The 22,001-nt window shown below is 64.8% G+C and carries 23 protein-coding genes; 5 read left to right on the forward strand and 18 right to left on the reverse strand.

Features of this window, described 5'->3' with window-relative positions; translation table 11 throughout:
• Positions 1 to 35: 35 nt before the first annotated feature.
• From V6617_RS12905 to V6617_RS12940, 8 genes are all read right to left on the reverse strand, one after another.
• Positions 36 to 689 (reverse strand): DUF2793 domain-containing protein, encoded by a 654-nt coding sequence (locus V6617_RS12905; protein ID WP_338607363.1) that lies wholly within the window; start codon positions 687 to 689, stop codon positions 36 to 38.
• Entirely contained in the window at positions 686 to 4,444 is a 3,759-nt protein-coding gene (locus V6617_RS12910) for a baseplate multidomain protein megatron (protein ID WP_338607364.1), read from the reverse strand. The genes V6617_RS12905 and V6617_RS12910 overlap by 4 nt, the downstream gene beginning before the upstream one ends.
• A gap of 59 nt (positions 4,445 to 4,503) precedes the next feature.
• On the reverse strand, positions 4,504 to 4,923 hold the full coding sequence (locus V6617_RS12915) for an NlpC/P60 family protein (RefSeq protein WP_338607365.1): 420 nt from the start codon (positions 4,921 to 4,923) through the stop codon (positions 4,504 to 4,506).
• Positions 4,920 to 5,798 (reverse strand): DUF2163 domain-containing protein, encoded by an 879-nt coding sequence (locus tag V6617_RS12920; protein ID WP_338607366.1) that lies wholly within the window; start codon positions 5,796 to 5,798, stop codon positions 4,920 to 4,922. The genes V6617_RS12915 and V6617_RS12920 overlap by 4 nt, the downstream gene beginning before the upstream one ends.
• Positions 5,795 to 6,427, reverse strand: coding sequence for a DUF2460 domain-containing protein (locus V6617_RS12925; RefSeq protein ID WP_338607367.1), 633 nt, complete (start codon positions 6,425 to 6,427; stop codon positions 5,795 to 5,797). Before V6617_RS12925 ends, V6617_RS12920 begins: the two co-directional genes overlap by 4 nt.
• A gap of 221 nt (positions 6,428 to 6,648) precedes the next feature.
• Positions 6,649 to 7,197: a phage tail tape measure protein gene (locus V6617_RS12930; protein ID WP_338607368.1), complete on the reverse strand. Its 549-nt coding sequence runs from the start codon at positions 7,195 to 7,197 to the stop codon at positions 6,649 to 6,651.
• Positions 7,194 to 7,391 carry a rcc01693 family protein gene (locus V6617_RS12935; RefSeq protein ID WP_338607369.1) on the reverse strand — a complete coding sequence of 66 codons (198 nt, stop codon included), beginning with the start codon at positions 7,389 to 7,391 and terminating at the stop codon, positions 7,194 to 7,196. The genes V6617_RS12930 and V6617_RS12935 overlap by 4 nt, the downstream gene beginning before the upstream one ends.
• The gene (locus tag V6617_RS12940; protein WP_338607370.1) at positions 7,388 to 7,702 is read right to left on the reverse strand and encodes a gene transfer agent family protein; all 315 of its coding nucleotides are present in this window, start codon (positions 7,700 to 7,702) and stop codon (positions 7,388 to 7,390) included. Before V6617_RS12940 ends, V6617_RS12935 begins: the two co-directional genes overlap by 4 nt.
• Positions 7,703 to 7,780: 78 nt before the next feature.
• Between V6617_RS12940 and V6617_RS12945 the strand changes: the two genes are divergently transcribed.
• Positions 7,781 to 8,035, forward strand: a complete 255-nt coding sequence (locus V6617_RS12945) for a ribbon-helix-helix domain-containing protein (protein ID WP_338607371.1) — start codon at positions 7,781 to 7,783, stop codon at positions 8,033 to 8,035.
• 236 nt (positions 8,036 to 8,271) lie between these two features.
• Here the strand turns inward: V6617_RS12945 and V6617_RS12950 are convergent, their stop codons facing one another.
• The 10 genes from V6617_RS12950 to V6617_RS12995 form a co-directional block, all read right to left on the reverse strand.
• Complete coding sequence (locus V6617_RS12950) at positions 8,272 to 8,685, reverse strand: phage major tail protein, TP901-1 family (RefSeq protein ID WP_338607372.1); 414 nt, start codon at positions 8,683 to 8,685, stop codon at positions 8,272 to 8,274.
• A 1-nt stretch (position 8,686) separates the two neighbouring features.
• Positions 8,687 to 9,097 (reverse strand): DUF3168 domain-containing protein, encoded by a 411-nt coding sequence (locus tag V6617_RS12955; RefSeq protein WP_338607373.1) that lies wholly within the window; start codon positions 9,095 to 9,097, stop codon positions 8,687 to 8,689.
• Complete coding sequence (locus V6617_RS12960) at positions 9,098 to 9,427, reverse strand: phage head closure protein (RefSeq protein ID WP_338607374.1); 330 nt, start codon at positions 9,425 to 9,427, stop codon at positions 9,098 to 9,100.
• Between the two features lie 8 nt (positions 9,428 to 9,435).
• Entirely contained in the window at positions 9,436 to 10,014 is a 579-nt protein-coding gene (locus V6617_RS12965; protein ID WP_338607375.1) for a head-tail connector protein, read from the reverse strand.
• A gap of 184 nt (positions 10,015 to 10,198) precedes the next feature.
• On the reverse strand, positions 10,199 to 11,425 hold the full coding sequence (locus V6617_RS12970) for a phage major capsid protein (protein ID WP_338607376.1): 1,227 nt from the start codon (positions 11,423 to 11,425) through the stop codon (positions 10,199 to 10,201).
• A gap of 171 nt (positions 11,426 to 11,596) precedes the next feature.
• On the reverse strand, positions 11,597 to 12,085 hold the full coding sequence (locus tag V6617_RS12975; protein ID WP_338607377.1) for an HK97 family phage prohead protease: 489 nt from the start codon (positions 12,083 to 12,085) through the stop codon (positions 11,597 to 11,599).
• 133 nt (positions 12,086 to 12,218) lie between these two features.
• Positions 12,219 to 12,407, reverse strand: coding sequence for a hypothetical protein (locus V6617_RS12980; RefSeq protein ID WP_338607378.1), 189 nt, complete (start codon positions 12,405 to 12,407; stop codon positions 12,219 to 12,221).
• 19 nt (positions 12,408 to 12,426) lie between these two features.
• Positions 12,427 to 13,593: a phage portal protein gene (locus tag V6617_RS12985; RefSeq protein WP_338607379.1), complete on the reverse strand. Its 1,167-nt coding sequence runs from the start codon at positions 13,591 to 13,593 to the stop codon at positions 12,427 to 12,429.
• A 100-nt stretch (positions 13,594 to 13,693) separates the two neighbouring features.
• On the reverse strand, positions 13,694 to 14,947 hold the full coding sequence (locus V6617_RS12990) for a DNA-packaging protein (protein WP_338610721.1): 1,254 nt from the start codon (positions 14,945 to 14,947) through the stop codon (positions 13,694 to 13,696).
• Positions 14,948 to 14,981: 34 nt separating this feature from the next.
• Positions 14,982 to 15,410, reverse strand: coding sequence for a hypothetical protein (locus V6617_RS12995; protein ID WP_338607380.1), 429 nt, complete (start codon positions 15,408 to 15,410; stop codon positions 14,982 to 14,984).
• Between the two features lie 283 nt (positions 15,411 to 15,693).
• Here V6617_RS12995 and V6617_RS13000 point away from each other — a divergent pair, with 283 nt between their 5' ends.
• The 4 genes from V6617_RS13000 to V6617_RS13015 all read left to right on the forward strand — a co-directional run bounded on the left by V6617_RS13000 (position 15,694) and on the right by V6617_RS13015 (position 21,951).
• Positions 15,694 to 16,683 carry a M23 family metallopeptidase gene (locus V6617_RS13000; RefSeq protein ID WP_338607381.1) on the forward strand — a complete coding sequence of 330 codons (990 nt, stop codon included), beginning with the start codon at positions 15,694 to 15,696 and terminating at the stop codon, positions 16,681 to 16,683.
• A gap of 85 nt (positions 16,684 to 16,768) precedes the next feature.
• Positions 16,769 to 19,402, forward strand: coding sequence for a PQQ-binding-like beta-propeller repeat protein (locus V6617_RS13005; protein WP_338607382.1), 2,634 nt, complete (start codon positions 16,769 to 16,771; stop codon positions 19,400 to 19,402).
• Between the two features lie 159 nt (positions 19,403 to 19,561).
• A complete protein-coding gene (locus V6617_RS13010) occupies positions 19,562 to 20,359 on the forward strand; it encodes an ion transporter (protein ID WP_338607383.1) in 798 nt (265 codons plus the stop codon).
• Positions 20,360 to 20,487: 128 nt separating this feature from the next.
• Positions 20,488 to 21,951, forward strand: coding sequence for an alkaline phosphatase (locus tag V6617_RS13015; RefSeq protein WP_338607384.1), 1,464 nt, complete (start codon positions 20,488 to 20,490; stop codon positions 21,949 to 21,951).
• Positions 21,952 to 22,001: the final 50 nt, after the last annotated feature.

A 22,001-nucleotide genomic window follows, 5' to 3' on the forward strand; every position in this document is an offset into this window, starting at 1 on the left:
AAGCCGCCTGGTTCGACAATGCAACTTGACGAGCGTCACGCAGCGAGAGCATGCTGACGAACAGAGAAACTTTGCCGGTCTGCCCCATTTCTTTCCGCTCTTAGGACGTCATCGGAGACCTTGAAGGTGAAATCATCGTCCCCCGCCAGCCCGATCTCGGCTCGCCCAGACCAGCCCGACTGGAAGATCAACGTCGCGCTGTCGGCCGCGTCTTCCTTGTTCAGCGTCAGCCGCACATTGCCGTTGCCGCCTTCCGCATCGGGGATGGCAGTAAACAGCGCCGCTTCGGAGCGCACGGCCAGCCGGTTGGTCGCGTCGGGCTCCGTTCCGACCCCCAACCCCGCCACTCCATTGAACAGAGGCGCCCAGTTCCCGGCCCGAAACATCACCGGCTGCCCGCCGCCGATATCCCACGCCAGCCACCCCTCAGCCGGCTCGGCAAACCGCCAGCCACCCTCGCTCCAGGCCGCCAACTGCCCGTCACGGCCCTCCCACGCGCCGGTTGCCGCCACCCCGATGCCATAGGTGTCGCCAGCCTCAGGCTCGACCGGCGGCTCGATCACCGCCAGCCCGGCCAGCCGGATCTGCACCAGTGCATCGAGCAACAGCAGCGCCTCATTATGGGTTACGTGTTTTTGCGCCTGCTCGGAGGCGATCAGCGGCAGATCGAGCCGCGCCGTCGAACTCATGGGTAAACTCCCTGTGCGGCCAGCCCACCGCCCAGCACCGGGCTGACCTGTTGAATTGTGAAACCGAACGCGCCCGCCGGTCCCTCGAAATCGGCCATTTGATCGGCCGTCGAATAGGTCCAGCCCGCCGTCCCCACATCCTCGACGCGCACCGCCGATCCGCCATCGAAAATGGAAACCCGATACCACTCAGGGGTGACGTCGAGCGCAATATCGCCATAGGTCCAGCCATTGCCGCCCACCCGGCCCCGCCGGATCCAGCTCAAGGCAATGTCCCCGCTCGGATCGCGAACCGCCCGCAAATGCACCGGCGCCAGCGGCAGCGCGGTCCCGATATCCACATCGACGTCCAGCGCCGTGCCCTCCGCATCGCGCAATCCGGCATAGGCCAGAAGCGTCCGCGTATCGCCCAGCCCGCTTTGCGGCACGGCGAGCCGCGCGCAATTGGCGTTCACCATCATCACCCGACTGCCCGCCGACGCGCCGCCAACCCGCGTCCCGTCCTGCCCCCGCAACACCCCCGTCAGCCGATAGGTGGAGGCCCCGACAAGGTCGGCCCGTTCAAACCCGATCAGTTCCCAATGCCCGGCATCGGTTTCCACCGCCAGCCGGTTGCTCGCTGCCAGCACCGCCTGCGGCTCGGCAGACGCCAGATGCCCGCCATACAATGACAGGACGATCTCACCGCCACGGTCCCAAATCCCTGTCGGCCCAACCACCAAAGGCTGCGCCAGAACGCCCAGCGTCCCCGCCCCGGTCAGCCGCGCCAACTCGGTTCGCGTTTCGGAATCGCGCAGGCTGATCGGCCCCGGCCAGGGATCGCTCATGGCCGCCGCCACAAGCTCGGTCCCGCCATCGCTCGCCGGCAAATGGGCAATGGTGATAACCGGCGTCGCGGCAACCGGCGGGCTGATCTGCGGCATGCGCCGCTCGGTGGCGCCCGTCACCCCGTTGATCGTTCCCCCGAAGGCCGCGGCCGAAACCTGCCGCAGTGCCCCATCGCGCACCGTGCCGATCACGAACGGCCCGTCCGCCTGCCCCTCGAGCGCAACCATGTCGCCCGCTTCCAGCGCCAGCATCGAGGGCGGCAGCGCAAAGTCCAGCCCGTCCTCACCCTGCCGCATCGCCCGCAACATCGCTTCAGCCACGGCCCCGGCATCCGCCGGATCGAGCACCAGCCCCGTTTCCGCCCCCGCGTAACGCTCGCCCTTCGGCGCCACGGCCAATGCCGTCGCCGTCTGATAGTCGCGATCCCTGTCGAAATAGCTCAGCGTCAGCCGCCCGGCCCGCTCGGCCCAATCCCCGCGCTTGCGCGAAACGATGGCCCCCTCGCCCGCCGCCAGATCGGCCTGCGCCATCTCGACAACCGAGCGTGTATCCCCGGCCCGCCAGACGATTCCCGTCTCTCCGTCGCGCACCGAAAGCCCCAGCGCCTCGACCAGCCCCGCCGATGCGTCGCGCAGGCTGGTCACCGCCTCGATGCCCAGCCCATGCACCATGGGCGCCCGCGTATCGATCGCCTCGACCGGCACACCGAACGCATTTGCCATGGCAGCCAGAAGCTCCTCGGCACTCGCCGCGCCCAGCCGCCCGTTGAGCCAATGGCCGGTGTCGTAATTGGCCGCATCGGACCAGATTTCGGGCATGCCCGGAAACGCCGGATAGGGCCGCGCGTCCCAGCACCACAAATATATCCGTTCGGCATCGAGCATCGGCGCCCCATAAATGCCTGACACCGGATTGTGCGCCCCCGTTTCCTGCCAGTATTGATGGCACGCCCGCAGCATTTGGCGCTGGATCAGCGGATCGGGCGCCCCGCTGGAAAAGGGCGGCCGCTTGTCTTCGGCGCTTTTGGGGTCGCCAAACGCATTGGGCGCGTTCGGCCCCTTGTCCACCGCCCCGCATCCCAATTCGGTCAGCCAGATGGGTTTGGACTGCGGTACCCATTGCGTCGGCGTCGCAGAGCGCACCCCACCCACGCGGTTGTGGTGCGGCTGGGTCCAAAAGCTCACCAGATCCTTGTAGCGCCACACCCAGTCCTCACCATGCGCGCCATCCACTATAGGCGTGCGCACCTGATCGGCCCGGTCGGCGTCCGAAGCGTAATACCAGTCGAACCCCTCGCCGCCAGCGATATTGCCCTTGAGATAATCGAGGTCGTAAATCGCCCCCGCCACCGCAGCATCGAGATGGCCCTCCCCATCGCGCCAGTCTGCCATGGGCATGTAGTTGTCGATCCCGATGGCGTCGATATTTGCATCGGCCCACAGCGGATCGAGATGGAAAATCCGGTCCCCCGATCCATCGTCGGGCTGATATCCGGAATATTCCGACCAATCCGCCGCATAGGTGATCTTTGTTCCCCCGCCCACAACAGCCCGCACCTCTCCGGCAAGCGTCTTGAGCGCATCGACAAAGGGAAAGCGCGTCGCCCCCGAGCGCACCCAGCCCAGATGCCGCATTTCCGAGCCGATCAGCATGGCATCGACCCCGCCCGCATCCTGGGCCAACTGGGCATAGTGCAGGATCATGTCGCGATAGCCATTGGCCATGAAGGCATCGACCTGGCTCGCCGCCGCGCCCGTTCCATCGGGAGACCCGGCAACACCGGGCGCCGGATGACAGGTGATCCGCCCCCGCCAGGGATAGGCCGGCTGGCCGGCGCCCAGCGTATAAGGGTCGGTCTTCCCGTTGCTTTCGGCAATATCCATCATCACGAAGGGATAAAGCGTAACCTTGATGCCGCGCGATTTGAGATCGCCAATCGCCGCCCTGACGCTGGCATCCGACGGCGTACCGCCATAGGCCGCGCCGCCATCATGATCGCTGACGCGGTTGGCCTCGGCGCGCCCCAGCCCCGCCACTGCCCAGCTGGTGCCCTTCACCTCTTTACTGGTGCTGTCCACCCTCGGCTCGACAACGCATTCCCCGCAGCGCAGATCGGTCCCGAACCAGGCCACCACCAGTCCCACATGTTCGAGATCGGGACACAGCGCCGTCAACTCGTCGATGGACATATCCCAGTCCGAGCGCGCCGCGCTCAAATGGCAGTTCTCCGCCACCGCCCGCCCCGGCCCCAGAACCCGCACGCGCGGTTTGGGGTCGTATCCGAACTCGGTCGAGCCGGGGATCAGGCATACGGCGCGAATGTCGCGTTCAAGATCGCCGACGGGTCGGCAGATTTCCACCGACAAATTGGGAATGCGGTTGCCGAACGGGGTCAAATCGAGCCGCTCGAACACCAGATAGCACAGCCCGCGATAGGCGGGCGTTTCGCCCTGCTTGCTCACGATCAGCCCGTCGCGCGGCTGGTCCATCGTGCCACGGTAAAACCGTATATCGAGCCCGTCGGTTTCCAGAAGCTTGCCATCGGCCCAGATGCGCCCGAAATGGGCGACCTCCCCCTCGCACAGCGCCAGAGCGAAACTGGCGGCAATCGTTTCTTCCTCGGTCCCCGACGCCCCGAACCCCTTGGATCCCGAGCTTTCCGGCGCGATCCGTTCGAGCTCGGTCGCCCAGATAATATTGCCCGAAACCCGACCCCAGCCATAAATGCGCGCGATCGCTCCGCCCTCGCTCGATCCGATCAGCCTGATATCGGAATGGGCGCGCGAAGCGGGCTTTTCACCAAAGATCTGCGCATCGATCGCGCTCCCCGCCAGCGCCCCCAGCGCCCGCCCGATGGTCGCCCCGATCGGCCCGCCAATTGCGCCACCCACCACCTGCCCGGCCAGCGAAAGTGCCAGAGTTGCCATGTGTCCTGTCTTTCAAAAAAGTGTCGTGCAATTGGTTCGGAGCAACGCCCAAGGCCCTCTCACGGAAACCCGAACACCCCGGCCACGCGCCGCGCCCAGCTCTCGCCCAGCGCGGCCTCGACCACCCCCACATGCTCTTGCGCATGCACGAACCGGTCCGGCGCCACCATCACGCCGCAATGGCGCGCCGGCCGATGCCGCATCAGCTTAAACAACACAACATCGCCCGCCTTCGGCACCCCGTCCCGCGCCACAAGATGCCGCCGCGCCGCCGCTTCCAGCGCATCGCCGACGCCAAAATCGCGCCAGTCGCTGCCATAGGCGGGCACCGGCCCGGCCTCGCCGCCATAAAGCTCTCGCCAAATCCCCCGGATCAGCCCCAGACAATCGGCCCCCGCGCCACACCGGCTCGCCTGATGCCGATAGGGCGTGCCGATCCAGCCACGCGCCAAAAGCGCAATTTCCGCTCCCGGTCTCACCGCACCACCGCCCTTCCGTCCAGCCGATCCTCGGTGCCCGGATAGCGCAGCACGAAGTCATTGCCCGGAATGTGCGGAAACCCCTGGAAGTTGACGGCATTGGAGAACTTGGACCCGCAGGTTGCAAACCGCTTGTCGCACCCGGCATAGACGGTCAGCGTATCGCCGATCTCCACCCAGTCGCCGACCGGCCGGTCGAACGCAATTGTCCCGCCATCCTGGCGCGCAATCGTCTCCTCGATCCCCATCCTCATGCCGCTGTCCCAGCGCGCCACCCCGTGGCTGAACCACCCGGCGTCAAACCCCTCGAGCCCGCTGACCGTCACGCTTGTCGCATCGGACTTGCCCGTCACGATTGCGGCGGCCCGAAACGCTCCTGTCTCGATATCCTTCCCGCAGCGCCCGTCCCCCAGTCGCGCGTCGCACATATGCTGATAGAGCCGCCCGCGCGGCACGTTCATCGCGTGCTGGCCCGAGCGCAATTCGGCCCGGAACACCCCGTCCTCGCGGGTAATCTCGCCGATTGTATCGGTCCGGATCAGCTCGCGCTGTTCGAGAGCCCGCCAGTTCACCCGCCAGCTTTGAACCCGCGCGCCATCATAGCGGCCCAGCGCAATGTCATCCTCGCTGATCGCCTCGGAATGGAGCACGCCAAGCACCTCGGCGGTCTCGGTCTGCGCGCCGAGCTTTTGCACAATCTCCCCGCCATCGAGCCCATGCGCAGGCGCAAATTCGGTCCCACCGAACCCCAGCGTCACGTCGTGGTCGGTAAAGCCCAGCGTCACCCCATCGGTGCGCTCAATCCGCCAGCACCAGCACAGCGTTGTCGCCCCGCTTGCGATATGGGTGGCAAAATCGTCGCCAAACTGTCTCATTCGCCAGTCACCTCGATCAGGGGGATGGCGGGCGCAACGGCCGCGTCGAACCCCGACATCTCCACGTCGAGCCTGTCGGTATCGAACCGCACCGGCACGTCGAAGAAAAACCCCGCCGTCACCACCGCGCCCGCGTCCGGCGCCTCATCGAGCGTCACCACGCCCGTGAGCAGGTCCACCGAAAACGCCCCTGCCCCCAGCACTCCGCCATCCAGGGCCACCGTCACACTGCCCGCCACCGGCTTGGTGATCGGGCGCAGATAGGGGTCGAAACTCGCGCCATAGCGTTTGACCAGCTGAAACGCCGTTGCCTCTCCGTCGCCGACCCCGATTTCCTGATCGGTCGCCGCCGGCGTCCCGCCATCCGCACTGGAGGAAAAATCGATCCCATCGCGCCACAAAAACGAATGAAACCGCCCCCGCCGCTCCTCGAAAAACGCCAGCACCGCCAGCATGTCGGCCCGCGATTTGACGCCATACCCGGCATTGTAGCGCCGCCGCGCATGGGCCCAGCGGCTGTTACGCTCCTCGCGCCCCGACGCGAGTGTCACAACGTCGGTCGCCCGCACCGGCCCACCCTGCGCCCCCAGCGCAATATCGAGCGGAAACCGCACCTGATGAAACGCCATGGTCCCTTGTTCCTTCTTTTTTCAAATTGCCCGGCACCCGCGCCTGCGCGGAAGAAAGGCCCCCTCTCCCGTCTGGCTGCGCCATCCGACCTCTCCCCCAAAGGGAGAGGTGGTTCTCGGCGCTTGCCGCATTCTTACCTCTCCCTTGGGGGAGAGGTCGGCGCGAAGCGACGGGTGAGGGGGCCTTTCCTATCTCGCTCTCTGCCCACCAAATCCGCTCGCTAACTCCCCCGCGTCCCGCGCCGCACAACGCGCAACAGCATGGCGCTCATTTCGGCTTCCGCCGCCGCAAAGCTGCGCGCATCGTTGGCCGTGACGTTGAAATTGACCGTCACCGCCTGCCCGCCGCCCGAAGCGACCCCCAGCCGGCCATCGGCGCCGCGCGCCAGCGGCAAAATGGCTTCTGGCCCGGCCTCCCCGGCCAATCCCCATTGCCCTTGCATGGGAAAATAGGTCGGGCTGGCCAACACCCCGCCCTTGGCGAACGGCTTGACGCTGGCCAGTGCCGGATTGAACCCGGCAAACAGGCTCTCGATGCCGCCCGAAACCAGATCCCCCAGCGGCTTGAGCGCGGCTTTGAGTGCAATATCGGCAAAGGCCCGCCCGATATCGGCGAGCAGCGTCCGCAACGACCGCCCCTCCATGATCGCCCCGCGCAAACTGCGCGTCAGCGTGGCGCCCACCGAGCTTCCCAGATCGCGAATGCGTTCGAGCTCGACGGAGACATCGCTCATTTCCGCATCGAAACTCTGGCCAAATATCTCGCTCATTGTCTCTCTCCGTCAGGATGGCGCGCCATCAGCGCCTCGAGATCGTTCCGCTCCAGCGCCGCCCCCTTTCGCCCGGCTGCCCCGTCATGCGCCGCCGCCAGCTCGCGGGGCGTCATCGCCCAGAACGCGCCCGGGGACAGCCGCAACACGCCCAGCCCGAACGCCATGACCTCGCTCCAGGGAAATCCGCTCATTGGGCCTCCCCGAATGTCGCCTGCAAAAGCCGCACGCAAATCTGCGCCGCGCCCTTCAATCCCCCTTCGATCGAAAACCGCGCCAGATCGTCATCGGTGATCGGATGGCCCGCCCCGCGCAGACCGGCCCCCAGGATCGCCGTCAGGTCGCGGGCCGAAACCCGCCCCTCGGCAAAGCGCTCGACAAGTCCATTGAGATCGGAAGCCTGCAGCCGCGCCTCCAGTTCGGCCAGCGCGCCCAGCGTCAGGCAAAGCGTTTTCGTCTCGCCGCCGATCTCGGCGTCGATTTCTCCGCGTTGCGGATTGGCCATTTCATGGCTCCCTGAATGTGCTACGCTCGTTTGAGCGATTGGGTTGTGTTGTGATGTGTACAAATGGAGCGCGCCAGAATGGCAAAGCCCTCGACCACGCTTACCGTGCGTTTGCCCAGTGAAACCCGGGCCAAGCTCGACCGGCTGGCCGATCTGACCCAGCGGTCCAAATCCTTCCTGGCCGCCAAGGCGCTCGATACCTATGCCGAGCGCGAGCTGGAAAAGTTCGAACGCATCGAAGCGCAACTCCGCGCCACCCCGGACGCGCCCGACCCCGATGCCGACGAAATCTTCGCCATCATGGAACGCGCCAGCCGCAACGGAAGCAGCTAGGATCAAGTCCCGTTCCCCCACCAAATTGTCATCCCGGGCGAAGACCCGGGATCCAGTAACCGGCAGAGTTGGTGGATAAGTCTCGAACGCCGAGTGTAGTTGACCCCGGGTCTTCGCTGGGGTGACACGATGGAAGGTTGGCCAGCACCGCCCCCTTCGCCTTCCCGGACTTGATCCGGGACCCAGCAGCGCTGAAGAAAAGGCTGCCGTGCCAGATCCACTGAACCGCCACGCAACTACAGCGCCGTAAACCCGATCTCACCGGCGCTTTCCAGCGCCAGCTCGAACGTCACCTCACCCGCGTGATCGCCGGAAAATTCCAGCGCCACGATCTGAAACGGTCCCTCGACCGTTCCGAAATCGGGCAGGATCAACTGCCAGTTGCGGATCGTTCCGCCGAAAAACAGCTCGCGCACCTGCGCATCGGACGTCTTGTCCTTGAAAATCCCCGACCCCGAAACAGAGGCACGCCTGATCCCGCCGCCTTCGAGCAGTTCCCGCCAACGCCCGGCGCTTTCGGCATCGGTGGTATCGACGCTTGCCGCGTTGAAGGCGAGCTGCTTGGTGCGCAATCCCGCAACCGTCAGAAAACTCCCCGACCCGGTCTGGTCGAGTTTCAAAAGCATGTCCTTGCCGCTCTGGGCCGTCATCTCAATTGTCCTTTGGTTCGGAGAAAAGCCGCAACTGCACCGCCGCCCGCGCCCGCCCCGTCGCCAGGTCGATGGCGGTTTCGGTGCGCACATGCCGCCTGTGGGTCAAAACATGGTCCTGGGGCGCCAGCGCCCCCATGACCGCCACCCGCTCGATCCTGTCGGCAATCTGGATTGCCGCCGCGCGCGAGGGTTGCGGGCTCCAGCAATGAATGGTCAGCCGATGCTCGCAACCGGGCGCCTCGTCGCCGTCGCGCGGCACCGCGTCGTGGCGCAAGATCGTCACGTAGGGCGGCTGTTGTCCCTTGGGCGGCGCATCGAATATCGCACCCTCCCCGATCAGCAGCGCCAATGGCGCATCGGCTGCCCAGGCGGAAACCAACGCGTTCTGAATATCCTCGAGCGCTTCCATCTAGCCCACCATCGCCGTTTCGGCGCACAGGCAGGACAGGTACGCTCGCCGCCCGTTCAGATCTTCTACTTCGACGATCTCCAGCGCCCGCCCGCGATAGACGATCCGGTCGCCGGGCCTTAAATCCTTGCGAAACCGCAGAACCACCGCATGCGTCGAGGTCGCCGCGCGTCCATCGCCCTCGCGCATGATCCGCGCCGAGCGCGAGCGCACCCGCGCCCAGACCGAGGTGATGGGCAAAAACAGCGTTTCGTGCCCGCCATCGGGCATCAGCGCCATGTCGCGGTGTTGCAGTTGCACCCGGTCGCGCAGCGTGCCGACCGGCGGCACCGCGCCCCTCACAGCCGCACCCGCTTGTGGCTGGCGATCAGCCGCTCGAACCCGGCAGGCACCGAAGCCCCCGCCCCGCTCACCAGCACCGCATCGCGGTTTTCGTACCAGGACGCAGCCAGCGTTTTGAGCGATTGGACCAGATCGGCCGGCACCTCTTCGGGCTCTGTCCCGAACCCGGCGACATAATCGATCTCGATCCCCATCCGCGCGCGCAACACCGGCGCCCCAGCCACCGTCACGGGCAAAATGATCCGTGCCGGATTGGCCCGTCCATCGGGCAAGACCTCATTGAGATCGATCTGATGCTCTTCGCCGTCAGCGTCGTAGCAGCGGATTTCGCTCAGCGTCACCATTGGCGAGACCGGCAGTTTGATCACCCGGTCCTCCGGCCAGCCATCGAGCACAACCCGCCAGGTCTGGGCCAGCAGCGCCTTGCCCGTCAGGCTTTCGACATGGACCCGCGCCGCCACGATCAGCGCCTCGATCAGCCCATCCTCGGCCTCGTCCTCCACCCGCAGATGCGCCTTCATCTGCACAAGCGAAACCGGCTCCTGGGCGGGACCCGCCAGAAGGTATGATGTCATTTTTGTTCTCTTTGATTTGTTGTGTCGTGCCAGCGGCAGCGACCCGCCCACGGCGAGCCGCTGCCCGGAATGGATCAGGGCGTGGCGAAAGACGGGATCTGCGAGAACCGGAGCGGAGCGTACTTTGGTACGTGAGCACCGGAAGCGCAGGTCAATGCCGTTTGCAGCCCGCCCTCATTCATTCCTACGCTCCGAATTTGAGGAGCTTGATGGCGTCATAATCCGCAATCCCGCCGCCGACGCGCTTGGTCGTGTAAAACAGCACATAGGGCTTGGCCGAATAGGGATCGCGCAGGATATTCACCCCCTGCCGGTCGACGATCAGATAGCCGCGCCGGAAATCGCCAAAGGCGACCGAAAGGCTGTCCACGCCGATGTCGGGCATGTCTTCGGCCTCGACCAGCGAAAAGCCCATCAGGCTCGCCCGGCCATCGGGCGAAGCGGCGGGCTGCCAGAGGTAATTGCCCTCGGCATCCTTCAACTTCCGCACCGCCCCTTGCGTGCGCCGGTTCATCAGCCAGGTCGCGTTCTGGCGATAGCCGGCCTTGAGCGCATAGACCAGATCGACCAGCGCGTCGGCCGGATCATTGGCGTCGAACCCGGCATCCGCCCCCGTCGAAATGGTGCCCAGCTTTTCCCAGGCCCAGCTCGCCTCATCGACAGTATCGGCGTCGAGAAAGCCCGAAGGCTTGTTGACCCCATCGCCGAGAATGAACGCCGTCGTTTCCTGCTCGGCGAAGGCGGCATTGACCTCCTCGGCAATCCACTGGCCCACATCGACCGCCGCATCGTCGAGAAACGCCTGGGTCGCCGCCGGCATGGCGTAAAGCTCGGTCGTGGGAAATGTCAGCTCGTCGATCACCTGGGAATTGGTCTGGGTGCGCGCCGCCGTCTCCCCGACCCAGCCCACCTGAGGCCCCGTCACCGTGATGGGCTTTTTATAGACCGAGGAGGACACCTGCCGCACGCCGCAGATCGCCCGCATGGGCGAAATGGCTGTCAGGAGCTTGGTGATCTCGGTTTCGGTTTCCCCCGGCACCAGATAACCGCCATCGGGGTTCGAGCCGATCGAAAGCGCCTTTTCTTCGCCGCGCTTCACATAGGCGGAAAACGCGTCCTTGTATTCATCGCTGGCAACCGCCCTGCCCCCTTCGAGCGCCGGACGGGCCTTGTCCACCGCCGCCTTGTCGAGCGCCGATTTGTGCCCGTCGAGCACCGCATTGAGCCGATCGAGCTTGCCTTCGAGCAACGTATCGGCGGACCCACGTTTTTCCAGGTCGCCCAGCCGCTGGTCGTTGGTCGATTTGAACTCCTCGAAAGCTGTCATGAAATCGGCGAACAGGGCATCCACATCCCCAGCCGGAAGCGCCGCCACCTTGGTCTCAAGGCGCGGTTCGATAGATTTGGTCATCAGTTTTCCCTTGTTGATATTGCGTGGGGTCGCGGCCCTGCCTCCCCACCACTGTCATCCCGGGCGAAGACCCGGGATCCAGTATCCTCACGCGCTCGTGGTCCTCACCGGCATTGAGCGTACTGGGCCCCGGCTCATGGCCGGGGTGACTCCTGGAGAAGACGCAAGGCCCTACGACGTCATCAGTCGCGCCGCCGCGCCAAGCGTTGCGGCCAGTTTGGAGTTGCCGCCCGGCCCGGAGCCAATCCGAGCCGCCTCCATCATCGGAAAGGTGACGATGGAAATTTCCCAAAGGTCCACGGCCCACAATCGACGCGTCCCCGTCCTGCCCTCGCGGGTGGCCCGTACGGCCCGAAACCCGATGGAAAGCCCGTCGATTGCCCGCTGTGCGATCAGCGCCTTAAGGCTCGCCGCGCGCGGCACCCCCTCGAGCAGCCGCCCGGACACCTTGAGTCCGAACCCGTCCTCGGCAATCTCGTCCCACAGCCCGATGGGTTCCTTGGGATCGTGCTGAAACAACAGCCGCACCCGGCTCGCGCCGCGCGATTTCAGCGTGTCGCGAAACGCGCCAGGCATCACGATATCCCCGCCCCCGTCGAGCCGCCCGAACACCGAGGCGTAGCCCGAAAACCGCCCATCGGCGTCAATCGCAACGCTCATCTGGCGCTCTCCGGCTTGCCTCTTGCCGATTTGGTCGGCCGTTTGGCCAGCGATCCCGCCAGGTTCCAGGCAAACTGGCGAAACACCTGCGTGGCTTCTCCCGGATTGCTCTTTGCGGTCTTTTTTGTCCCCATCAGTCCTTGTCCCTGAACAGTTTGTTGAGGTGGGCGATTTCGGTCACGAAGGTGTTGAACCGCCGATTGGCCGCCGAAAGCTCCTTGAGCAGCGTAAACACCGCCACGCTCGCCCCGCCCGCCCACAAAAACAGCGCCACATGCGCCAGATCCCCCTTGGCGAGCACCGTCGAAATGATCGCGTCCATTTCCGTCCCTTTCTGGCGTCTAGGCCTTCGCCCCAAACCCCAACAGCTCCCGCTTCTCCGCATCGCTCAAGAACGACGCATTCCCCACCCGCTCCCAGTCCATCGCCCGATCGGCGGCCAGCGCCTCGATGCCGTCGAAATCGGGCACCAGTTCCACCCCGCCGAACCCCGGCGCCAGCCAATGGGTCAGCGATCCCACAACCGCCCGCACCAGCGGAATGACCGTCTGCCGCCAGAGCGCCCGGCTGGCCTCGGCGTAGTTCGCGTAAGTGTTGTCCCCCGGAATCCCCAGCAGCATGGGCGGCACGCCGAAGGCCAGCGCGATCTCGCGCGCCGCCGCGTTCTTGGCGTCGAGAAAATCCATTTCCGCCGGGGTCAGCGCCATCGCCTTCCAGTCCAGGCCGCCTTCGAGCACCATGGGCCGCCCGGCGTTGATCGCCCCGGCAAACCCCTCCTCGAGCTCGGATTTGAGCCTTTGGTACTGGTCCTCGGTCAGATTGCCCGCCGCCGCGTTGTAAACCAGCGCCCCCGATGGCCGCGCCGCGTTTTCCAGCAAGGCCCGGTTCCAGGCGGTCGCCGCGTTGTGCGTCTCAAGGCTCCCCTGTGCCGCCTGCAACGGCGCCTGCCCGTAATGATCGTCGAGCGGATCGAACAGGGTAAGATGCAAAACCCGCCCCACTGGCCCGGTATCGAGCATCAGCTTGTGGGTCCGCCCACCCGCCGTATAGGCATAGCCGATCGGCCAGCCATCCTTGCCCGCAATCACTGCCATGCGGTCGGGCCGCAATCCGTAAAGCCCCCTGACCTGCCCCTCGACGATCGCCGCGTCGAGATAGGCATTGCCGGCCAGTTGCAGATAGGAAAAGACGCTTTCGAGCAGCGCCTTGCCGTCCTGGCGCGGATTGGGGCGTCCGAGCAGGGCAAGCAGCGGATGCTCACTCAGCACCTTGTCTCCATCGCGCACCTCGAGCGGCACCCTTGCCGCATTTTCCGCCACCATGCGCACGCAGCGATAGACAATGGGGTTTTTCGCAAACCCTTCATTGGCCAGCGCCGCAAACCCCTTCTTTCCGCTCCCGCCAATCCCCAGCGGCGCAAGCTGAAACAAGGTCTGCGGCGCCGCCGATTTCCGTTCAGCGCCCACACGCGATCGCCCGCCCACAAGGCGCCCCAGCCAATCGGCCATCGTCCCATCCTTTTTGATTGTTGCTGGAGATCGCCGCAGCATCTCCATCATGGCTGAACCTTACCCCACCAGCGTGACGCGGGGATAAGTCCCAAAAAAATCAAACCCGCACCCGCGGCACCGGCCCATCGCGCAGCAGCAATTCGGTCACAGCCCACACCAGCGCATCGAGCCGGTCGGGCGAATGGCCCTCGGCCAGACCGTCCGGCCCGAAGGCGCACAATTCGTCCTCGAGCTCGGCAAACATGCCCGCGTGTTTCACCCGCGCCTGCGCATAAAGCGCCGCGACCGGTTCGGCGCGCACCCATTTGCCCCTGTTGGCCCGCGCTTCGCGCACCGGCACACTCGCATCGACCTGCTGCATGAGATTTTTCACAAGATCCCCGCCCTGGTTCACCTCGGCCAGGATCGTATCGGCATCGAACTCGTGAAACGCGGCAATCGCCACCCGCGCCCAGCCGACAGGGGTCACCCCCTGCACCGTCCGGTCGGCCAAAACCACCGCATTCTCCCCGGATCGGCCCGCAACGATGATCCCGCAGGCGTCCGAATTCTTGCCCCCCGTCACCGGCGGATCGACCGCCACCACGATCCGGGTCAACCCCGGCACATCGGCAATCCGCCCCGCTTCGATCTGGCTGCGGTTCCACAGCGCACCGGGCACCTCCTCGACCATCTCGCCATCGAGTTCCTGCCGTCCGAGCACCGTTTCATTGTATCGCGCCACGATCGCTTCGAGAAACGCAGGCGCCAGATTGTCCCGGTTGGCCTTCGTTTTCATTCGCGTCACCACCGTATTGGGGTCCGTCATCAGGCGCTTTAAAAGCCGCGTCGGTTTGGGCGTCGTGGTCACCAACTGGCGTGGCCGCGCCCCGATCCGCAGCCCGAATTGCAGCATGTCCCATGCCGCCTCGGCCTTGGGCCATTTGGCCAGCTCGTCGCACCATGCAGCGGCAAATTGGGGTCCGCGGAACCGTTCGGGATCGTTGGCCGGCATCAGCCAGGCTTCCGCCCCGTTGGGCCAGACGACAATTCCGCGCGCCTTGTCCAGCCTTGGCCGCTCGGACACCGGGTACACCGAAACGATCCCCGAAACCCCTTCCACCATAATGGCGCGCGCCTCGTGCATGGTTTCGCCCACCAGCGCGATGGGCGAAACCGGACGCCTGCCCGAGACCAGTTCGCGCACCCATTCGGCCCCGGCCCGCGTCTTGCCGGCGCCGCGCCCACCGAGCATGAGCCAGGTCGTCCAATCGCCCTCGGGCGCGCGTTGCATCGGGTGGCCCCAAAGGTCCCAGCAGATCTTGAAATTTTCGAGATCGGAGGCTTCGAGCACCTGCGCGCGCCGCATCATCTCGGCCTTGCGCGCCCTGGTCAGAGGCGGCAGATCAATCTTCGGTTTCAAGCTTTGAAATCCGGTCGACCAGGCGCTCGCGAATGGCTTCGAGTTCGGGGTCCATGCGCACCCGTTTCTTGACCACTTTCTTTTCCGCCGCTTCGAGCGCCGTGATCTTGTCGAGCGCCTTGGTCATGGATTCGAGCATGCGCATTTCGGTTGCACTCATGGGTTCCTCTAAAAGTTTGCGTTCGAGTTGGGTGATCTGGGCCTCGATCAGCCCGAGCATGCGGGCCAGAAGGCTCTGGCGCCGCTGCCGGCCCACTCCGGGCTTGCGCAGCACCCAGTGCTCCTTGCGGCGTCTTGTGTTGAGCCGGTTGAGCGTCAGCCCGTGGGCGGCAGCGATCTGGACTATGGGCGTGTCGGTGTCCTCATACTCTGCCCGCACGGCATCCCAGTCCGGCTCCACCGTTCCGCTCATCGCCCGATCCATCGCTGTCGTGAAAAAGGTCCGGTGAGACCCCGCGCCCCAGAGCACCGTGGAGGGGCCGCTGCTCTCGAGTGCGACCAAACACGATCGCGTCCGCAGTAATCTCACCGTGCCACAAACCTAACCGGGATGCGTGACGCGGGGATAAGTCCTGCGATATTTCGTGAAACCCTCCCCCGTCCGGCGCGTTGGAAACGCCACATGCCCATGCTCGCCCGTAAGGTCGTCGCGCCGATGCGGACTTATCGGACAGACGCTGATACGGAGTTCACTCATGCACCGCGCTCTCGCCACCGCCCTTCTCGCCTCGCTTTCAATGCCCGTCATTGCCCAGAATTCCGACACGCTCGATATAGGCCGGGAGCGCTCCGAAGCGTTCCTTGCCGGCGATCTCGAGCCGATCTGGGAGGACATGACACCGCAAATGCAGGACGGCCTTGGCTCGCTCGATGATTTTTCGGCCTTCCGCCAGCAGGTCGTTACCGACCTCGGCGAGGAAACCGCAGTCCTGGACGAACAATTCACCGCCGAAGGCGACTTTGGCGTCTATACGCGCGTTGGCGAATGGTCTTTGCTCGACACGCCCATCGTCATGCAATGGTCCTTCAATTCCGGGGGCATGATCGCCGGATTTTTCGTCCAGCCCCAGCCCCAAGCGGCGCCCTCGGCCTATCTCGATTATCAAACCGGAACCGATTTGCGCCTGCCCTTTGAGGGGGAGTGGTTCGTCTTCTGGGGCGGGCACGATATCGCCGACAATTACCATGCCGCCGATCCCGCCCAGCGCTTCGCCTATGATTTCGTGGTCCGCGAGGACGACCGATCCTACAGCGGCGATCCTCAACGTCTTGAGAACTACCACTGCTGGGGCCGGGAAATTCTCGCGCCGGCCGATGGACAGGTGATCGCCATGGTCAACGATCTGGCAGACCAGCCGATCGGGGAAACCGATGCGGAAAATCCTGCGGGCAATCACGTCATCCTCGCTCTGGCCGACAATGAATTCGCCTTTCTCGCCCATATGCAGCAAGACACGATCACCGTGCAGCGCGGCCAGGAGGTTTCGGCAGGCGATGTGCTTGGATTGTGCGGCAATTCGGGCAACACCTCCGAACCGCACCTGCATTTCCACCTGCAGACCACGCCTGACCTGAGCGAGGGCGAGGGTCTTCCCGCCCAGTTTCAGAACATCGAAATCGATGGCGAGCCCGTTGCGCGCGGCGAACCGGTTCGCGGCCAGACGGTCGCGCCGGCCACACCCTGAACTCGGGCATTCACTTGGGAAAATTAAGGAACCTGTCGGCGCCGATCGTGTTGTGCCCTGTGAGGCAATCGCACGGGAGAGCATCATGGACGACACGCATCGCGCGCGCCGCGGCTTCGGCTTTTGGGCAGCAATGGTCATCGGAGCCATCATCTTGATTTTCGGGGTTCCCATCCTGGGCGGCGGAGTCTGGCTCGCGGCACTTGGCGGATCCTGGTATTACATTCTGGCCGGTATCGGCCTTGTGCTCACCGCGTTTTTTCTGTTCCGACGCTCCATGCTCGCCGTCTGGGTTTATCTCGTGACCTTTGCGGGCACCGTCGCCTGGGCGCTCTGGGAGGCCGGGCTTGACGGCTGGGCACAGGTTCCGCGCCTTGTTGCGCCTACCGTCGTGCTCGTTCTGGTCCTTGCAACCATCCCCGCCCTGCGCGGACGCCTGGCCCGCCCTGTCGGCACCGCCGCCGCAGCGATTGCCGGCGGGCTGGCGCTTGTCGGCTCGCTCTCGGTTCTGACCCTGTCCCAGCAGGGCACCGCCATCGCCCAGGACGCCCCGGCGGCCGATGAGCCGGCGCCGATCGAAGAAACCCAAGCGCCGGTGACCGAAACTCTCCCCGAGGAGCCCGGCGAAGTGCCGGAAGGCCAGGTGCCTGCGGTCGAAGCCGAAGAACCGGCAGCGGACGAGGAGACTGCGCCATTGTCGCCCGAACCGCCGGCCGCGCCTGACGCCGCCGAAGACACCGCGACCGAGACCACGCCGACCGGCGTCGAGGCCCGCGCCCCGCTCGATACCATGGAGATCGGTGAGAACTGGCCCGCCTATGGCGGCAATTATCGTGGCACGCGCTATTCGCCCCTCACTGGGTTCACCCCGGAAAATGTCAGCGAATTGACCCGCGTATGGGAGTTCAATTCGGGCGATATGCCCGGAGAAGATGCGTCCAGCTATTCGCCCGAGAACACGCCGCTCAAGGTTGGCGACGATCTTTTTCACTGCACCGCCATGGGCATCATGGTGGCCATCGACGCGGCAACCGGCCTTGAGGAATGGCGCTACGATCCGGACGTCCCCACCGACGCCATTCCCTATGGCGCAACCTGCCGCGGCGCCGCCTATTTCGAAGTGCCCGACGCCGATCCGGACACCATCTGCGCCACCCGCGTCCTGTGGGGCACGCTCGACGCCCGCCTGATCGCCGTCGATACGCGCACCGGCCAGCCCTGCCCCGATTTCGGGATGAATGGCGAAGCCTATCTCGAAGACGGCCTGGGCGACACGGTACCGGGCTGGTACGCAATCACATCGCCCCCCACCATCGTGCGCGGCATCGCGGTCATGGGTGCCCAGGTCAATGACGGCCAGGCCGAAGACGCCCCTTCGGGTGTCGTGCGTGGCTATGATGCGGTCACGGGCGAACTCGCCTGGGCCTGGGATCTGGAAAATCCCGACAGCCGCACCGCGCCCCCCGAAGGCGAGACCTATTCGCGCGGCACGCCCAACATGTGGACCATCGCCGCGGCCGATGAGGAGCTGGGCCTGGTCTATCTGCCCCTGGGCAATTCGGCCGTCGATTATTACGGCTCGAACCGCTCGGACCTGGAAAACGAATACGCCACCTCGATCGTCGCCGTTGACGTGACCACCGGGGACGACGTCTGGCATTTCCAGACGGTCCATAACGATGTCTGGGATTACGATCTGGGCAGCCAGCCTGCGCTTGTCGATTTCCCCACCGGCGATGGCAGTGTCCCCGCCATCATCGTGTCCTCCAAGCAGGGCGATATCTACGTTCTCGACCGCGAGACCGGTGAGCCGCTGTTTGCCCCCGAGGAGCGCGAGGTGCCCCAGGGCGGCGTCGAACCCGAGTATCTTTCGCCCACCCAGCCCTTTTCGACCTATCACACGCTCGCCTTCGAGCCGCTGGAAGAAAAGGACATGTGGGGCATGACCCCGCTCGACCAGCTCTGGTGCCGCATCCAGTTCCAGCAGGCCCATTACGAGGGCATGTATACCCCGCCAACCTCCGATCAGCACTGGATCCAGTATCCGGGCTACAATGGCGGGCAGGACTGGGGATCGCTGGCCATCGACGAAGACCGCGGCATCATGATCGCCAATTACAATAACATGCCCAACCACAACCGCCTTGTCCCGCGTGAAGAGGCCGACGAAATGGGCGTGCAGGCCATTTTCGAGCCCGGCTGGGAGCGCGGGGCCGAAGGTCCGGGTCCGCAGCTCGGGTCGCCCTACGCCATCTCGGTCAATGCCGGCTGGCGTCAGTGGACCGGCCTTCTGTGCAGCGAGCCGCCCTATGGCGGCATCCGGGCCATCGATCTGGAGACAGGCGAGACCCTTTGGGACAAGCCCTTCGGCAGTGCCCGCAAGAATGGTCCCTGGGGCATCCCCTCCATGCTGCCCATCGATATCGGCACGCCCAACAATGGCGGCCCGGTCGTTACCGCCGGCGGTCTGATCTTTATCGCCGCCACCACCGACGATCTGATCCGGGCCATCGATATCGAAACCGGCGAAACGGTCTGGCAGGACACCCTGCCGGGCGGCGGGCAGACCACGCCCATCGTCTATGAAGTGGCCGGCCGCGAATTCCTGGTCGTCGCACCGGGCGGCCACCACTTCATGGAAACACCGGTCTCGGACGCCGTCATCGCCTGGGCCCTGCCCGAAACCGGCGAAGCGGTCGAGGGCGCCGCCAGCCAATAAACGAAAACACCACCCGCCTTGCCAGGCGGGTGGTCCCCCTGTCCTGTCCAGCCGCACAACCCGCTGACGCGTCCCTGCGCCACCAACGCCCCTTGACCGGCCCCATCAAATCCGATTTGGCTTGCCGCGCCCGAAATCACTTCAGGAACCTGTCCCAAGATGCGCGGCCAGCTCGCTCTCCTGCTCTCCTCCCGTCGTTGGGAGCAGTTCATCATCGCGGTGATTGTCATCAACGCCATCACCCTGGGGCTCGAAACCTCTCCCGAAATCATGGCCGCCATCGGCCCGGTGCTGATCGCGCTCGATGCGATCATCCTGACGATCTTCGTTGTCGAGATCGCATTGCGCCTTTACGCGCATGGGCTCAAATTTTTCCGCGACCCGTGGTCGATCTTCGATTTCGCCATCGTTGCCATCGCGCTCGTCCCGTCCTCGGGCCCGTTCACCGTGTTGCGCGCCCTGCGCATTCTGCGGGTGCTGCGCCTGATCTCGGTCATTCCCTCGCTGCGCAAGGTGATCGGCGGGCTCGTTGCCTCGCTGCCTGGGCTCGCTTCGATCTTTGTCCTGCTGCTGCTGGTGTTTTACGTTTTTGCCGTCATGGCGACCAAGCTCTACGGCCCGAGCTTTCCCGACTGGTTCGGCACGATCGGCGCTTCGCTCTATACCCTGTTCCAGGTCATGACGCTCGAAAGCTGGTCGATGGGAATCGTGCGCCCGGTCATGGAGGTCCATCCCGAGGCCTGGATGTTCTTTATCCCCTTCATCGCCTGCACCGCGTTCACCGTGCTCAACCTGTTCATCGGTGTGATCGTCTCGGCCATGCAGGAAGAACACGATTCCGAAGCCACCACGCAGCGCCAGGAACTGCGCGGCGAAACCGAACTCGTGCTGGCCGAAGTCCGCGCCCTGCGCGCCGAAGTCGCCGAGCTGCGCCGCGAGCGTTCGGCGGGGCAATAGCGGCGTCGGGCGCAAGTTTTCCACCGTCATTGAACCGTCACCGGCAGGTGACCTGACCGTCACACAAGCCAAATAGCGTCCGCATCGATCGAAACCCCATGGAGGCAACCATGTTTCGTCGGACGCTAGTGTCTACCCTTACCATCGCGCTTTGCGCATCCACCGCTCTCGCTCAGGACGTCGCCCAAAGCGGCAGCGAATATTTCACCGCCGGTCAGGACCAGATCGCCGAGCGGATCGCCGCAGAGCCCAATACCAACCAGGCCAAGAACGTCATCCTGTTCGTCGTCGACGGCATGGGCGTGAACACCAATTATGGCATCCGCCTGTTCCAGGGCCAGGAAATGGGCCTTCTGGGCGAAGAACATAACCTTCCCCATGATCTGTACCCGAACTCGGCGATCATCAAGACCTACAACATCAACGCCCAGACCCCCGATTCCGCACCGACCGCCGGCGCGATGAACACCGGCGTCAAGCAGGTCTTCAACACCATCAACATGGCCGACACCGTCATCCACGACGATTGCTCGACCGAAGCCCCGCTGACCCTGTTCTCGGAAATGCTTTCGGAAGCCGGCAAGTCGGTCGGCGTCGTTTCCACGGCCCGCATCACCCACGCCACGGGCGCTGCCGTCTACGCCAAGACCGCCAACCGCAACTGGGAAAACAACGCTCCCGAAGGCTGCGTTGATATCGCTACCCAGCTCGTCGACCAGATGGAAGCCGGCGTTATCGACATCGCTCTTGGTGGCGGCGCGCGTTCGTTTGCGCCCGAAGGCACCGAAATCGAAGTCGGCACCGGCAACCGCCCGGACGATGTGAACCTGATCGATCGCGCCACCGAAATCGGTGCCCAGGTCGTTTACAACGCCGAGCAGCTTTCTTCGACCGACATGACCGCTCCGGTCCTCGGACTGTTCACCAATTCGGACATGAACTACGAGCATGACCGTCCTGAAGGCGAGCCTTCCATCGCCGACATGACCGAAGCCGCCATCACGTCCCTGCAGGGCAACGAAGAAGGCTTCTACCTGATGGTCGAGCCGGGCCGCGTCGATCACGCCAGCCACGGCGGCAACGCCCACCGCACCTTCACCGACGGCGTCGCTTTCGCCGAGGCCCTCGCTCTGGCCGACGAAATGACCGATGACGAAGATACCCTCATCATCGTCACCGGCGACCACGAACACGCCATCGTCTTCAACGGCTATTGCGGCCGCGGCACGCCGATCACCGGTCTTTGCATGGACGTTGCCGCTGGTCAGGTCGAGCATTCGGGTGAACCCGTTCTCGCTGCCGACGGCAAGCCCTACACCGTCGTCGGTTTCGGCAATGGCGCCGGCTCGGTTCTGGTCGAACAGGAAGACGGCTCCTACTCGGGCGAACGTCCTGAACTGACCCAGGAAGAAGCTCAGGATCCCGATTACCTGCAGCAGGCGCTGATCCCGGCCTCCTCGGAAAGCCACTCGGGCGTTGACGTTGGTCTCTGGGCCAAGGGCCCCTGGGCGCACCTGTTCGGTGGCACGATGGATCAGGAAATGATCTTCCACGTCATGCACCACGCCACGCTGGATGCCGCTGCCGAATAACGGCCCCGATCACAAATTTCGGAGGGGCCGGATTTCCGGCCCCTTTTTCA

The organism is Pelagibacterium nitratireducens, from assembly GCF_037044555.1.
Taxonomy (GTDB): Bacteria; Pseudomonadota; Alphaproteobacteria; order Rhizobiales; family Devosiaceae; genus Pelagibacterium; species Pelagibacterium nitratireducens.

Excerpts from the sequence above, each read along its gene's own strand:
- V6617_RS12905 (WP_338607363.1), bottom strand. The coding sequence starts at position 689 with ATGAGTTCGACGGCGCGGCTCGATCTGCCGCTGATCGCCTCCGAGCAG.
- V6617_RS12910 (WP_338607364.1), bottom strand. The coding sequence starts at position 4,444 with ATGGCAACTCTGGCACTTTCGCTGGCCGGGCAGGTGGTGGGTGGCGCA.
- V6617_RS12920 (WP_338607366.1), bottom strand. The coding sequence starts at position 5,798 with ATGAGACAGTTTGGCGACGATTTTGCCACCCATATCGCAAGCGGGGCG.
- V6617_RS12925 (WP_338607367.1), bottom strand. The coding sequence starts at position 6,427 with ATGGCGTTTCATCAGGTGCGGTTTCCGCTCGATATTGCGCTGGGGGCG.
- V6617_RS12930 (WP_338607368.1), bottom strand. The coding sequence starts at position 7,197 with ATGAGCGAGATATTTGGCCAGAGTTTCGATGCGGAAATGAGCGATGTC.
- V6617_RS12935 (WP_338607369.1), bottom strand. The coding sequence starts at position 7,391 with ATGAGCGGATTTCCCTGGAGCGAGGTCATGGCGTTCGGGCTGGGCGTG.
- V6617_RS12940 (WP_338607370.1), bottom strand. The coding sequence starts at position 7,702 with ATGGCCAATCCGCAACGCGGAGAAATCGACGCCGAGATCGGCGGCGAG.
- V6617_RS12945 (WP_338607371.1), top strand. The coding sequence starts at position 7,781 with ATGGCAAAGCCCTCGACCACGCTTACCGTGCGTTTGCCCAGTGAAACC.
- V6617_RS12950 (WP_338607372.1), bottom strand. The coding sequence starts at position 8,685 with ATGACGGCCCAGAGCGGCAAGGACATGCTTTTGAAACTCGACCAGACC.
- V6617_RS12955 (WP_338607373.1), bottom strand. The coding sequence starts at position 9,097 with ATGGAAGCGCTCGAGGATATTCAGAACGCGTTGGTTTCCGCCTGGGCA.
- V6617_RS12965 (WP_338607375.1), bottom strand. The coding sequence starts at position 10,014 with ATGACATCATACCTTCTGGCGGGTCCCGCCCAGGAGCCGGTTTCGCTT.
- V6617_RS12970 (WP_338607376.1), bottom strand. The coding sequence starts at position 11,425 with ATGACCAAATCTATCGAACCGCGCCTTGAGACCAAGGTGGCGGCGCTT.
- V6617_RS12975 (WP_338607377.1), bottom strand. The coding sequence starts at position 12,085 with ATGAGCGTTGCGATTGACGCCGATGGGCGGTTTTCGGGCTACGCCTCG.
- V6617_RS12980 (WP_338607378.1), bottom strand. The coding sequence starts at position 12,407 with ATGGACGCGATCATTTCGACGGTGCTCGCCAAGGGGGATCTGGCGCAT.
- V6617_RS12985 (WP_338607379.1), bottom strand. The coding sequence starts at position 13,593 with ATGGCCGATTGGCTGGGGCGCCTTGTGGGCGGGCGATCGCGTGTGGGC.
- V6617_RS12990 (WP_338610721.1), bottom strand. The coding sequence starts at position 14,947 with ATGATGCGGCGCGCGCAGGTGCTCGAAGCCTCCGATCTCGAAAATTTC.
- V6617_RS12995 (WP_338607380.1), bottom strand. The coding sequence starts at position 15,410 with ATGAGCGGAACGGTGGAGCCGGACTGGGATGCCGTGCGGGCAGAGTAT.
- V6617_RS13000 (WP_338607381.1), top strand. The coding sequence starts at position 15,694 with ATGCACCGCGCTCTCGCCACCGCCCTTCTCGCCTCGCTTTCAATGCCC.
- V6617_RS13005 (WP_338607382.1), top strand. The coding sequence starts at position 16,769 with ATGGACGACACGCATCGCGCGCGCCGCGGCTTCGGCTTTTGGGCAGCA.
- V6617_RS13010 (WP_338607383.1), top strand. The coding sequence starts at position 19,562 with ATGCGCGGCCAGCTCGCTCTCCTGCTCTCCTCCCGTCGTTGGGAGCAG.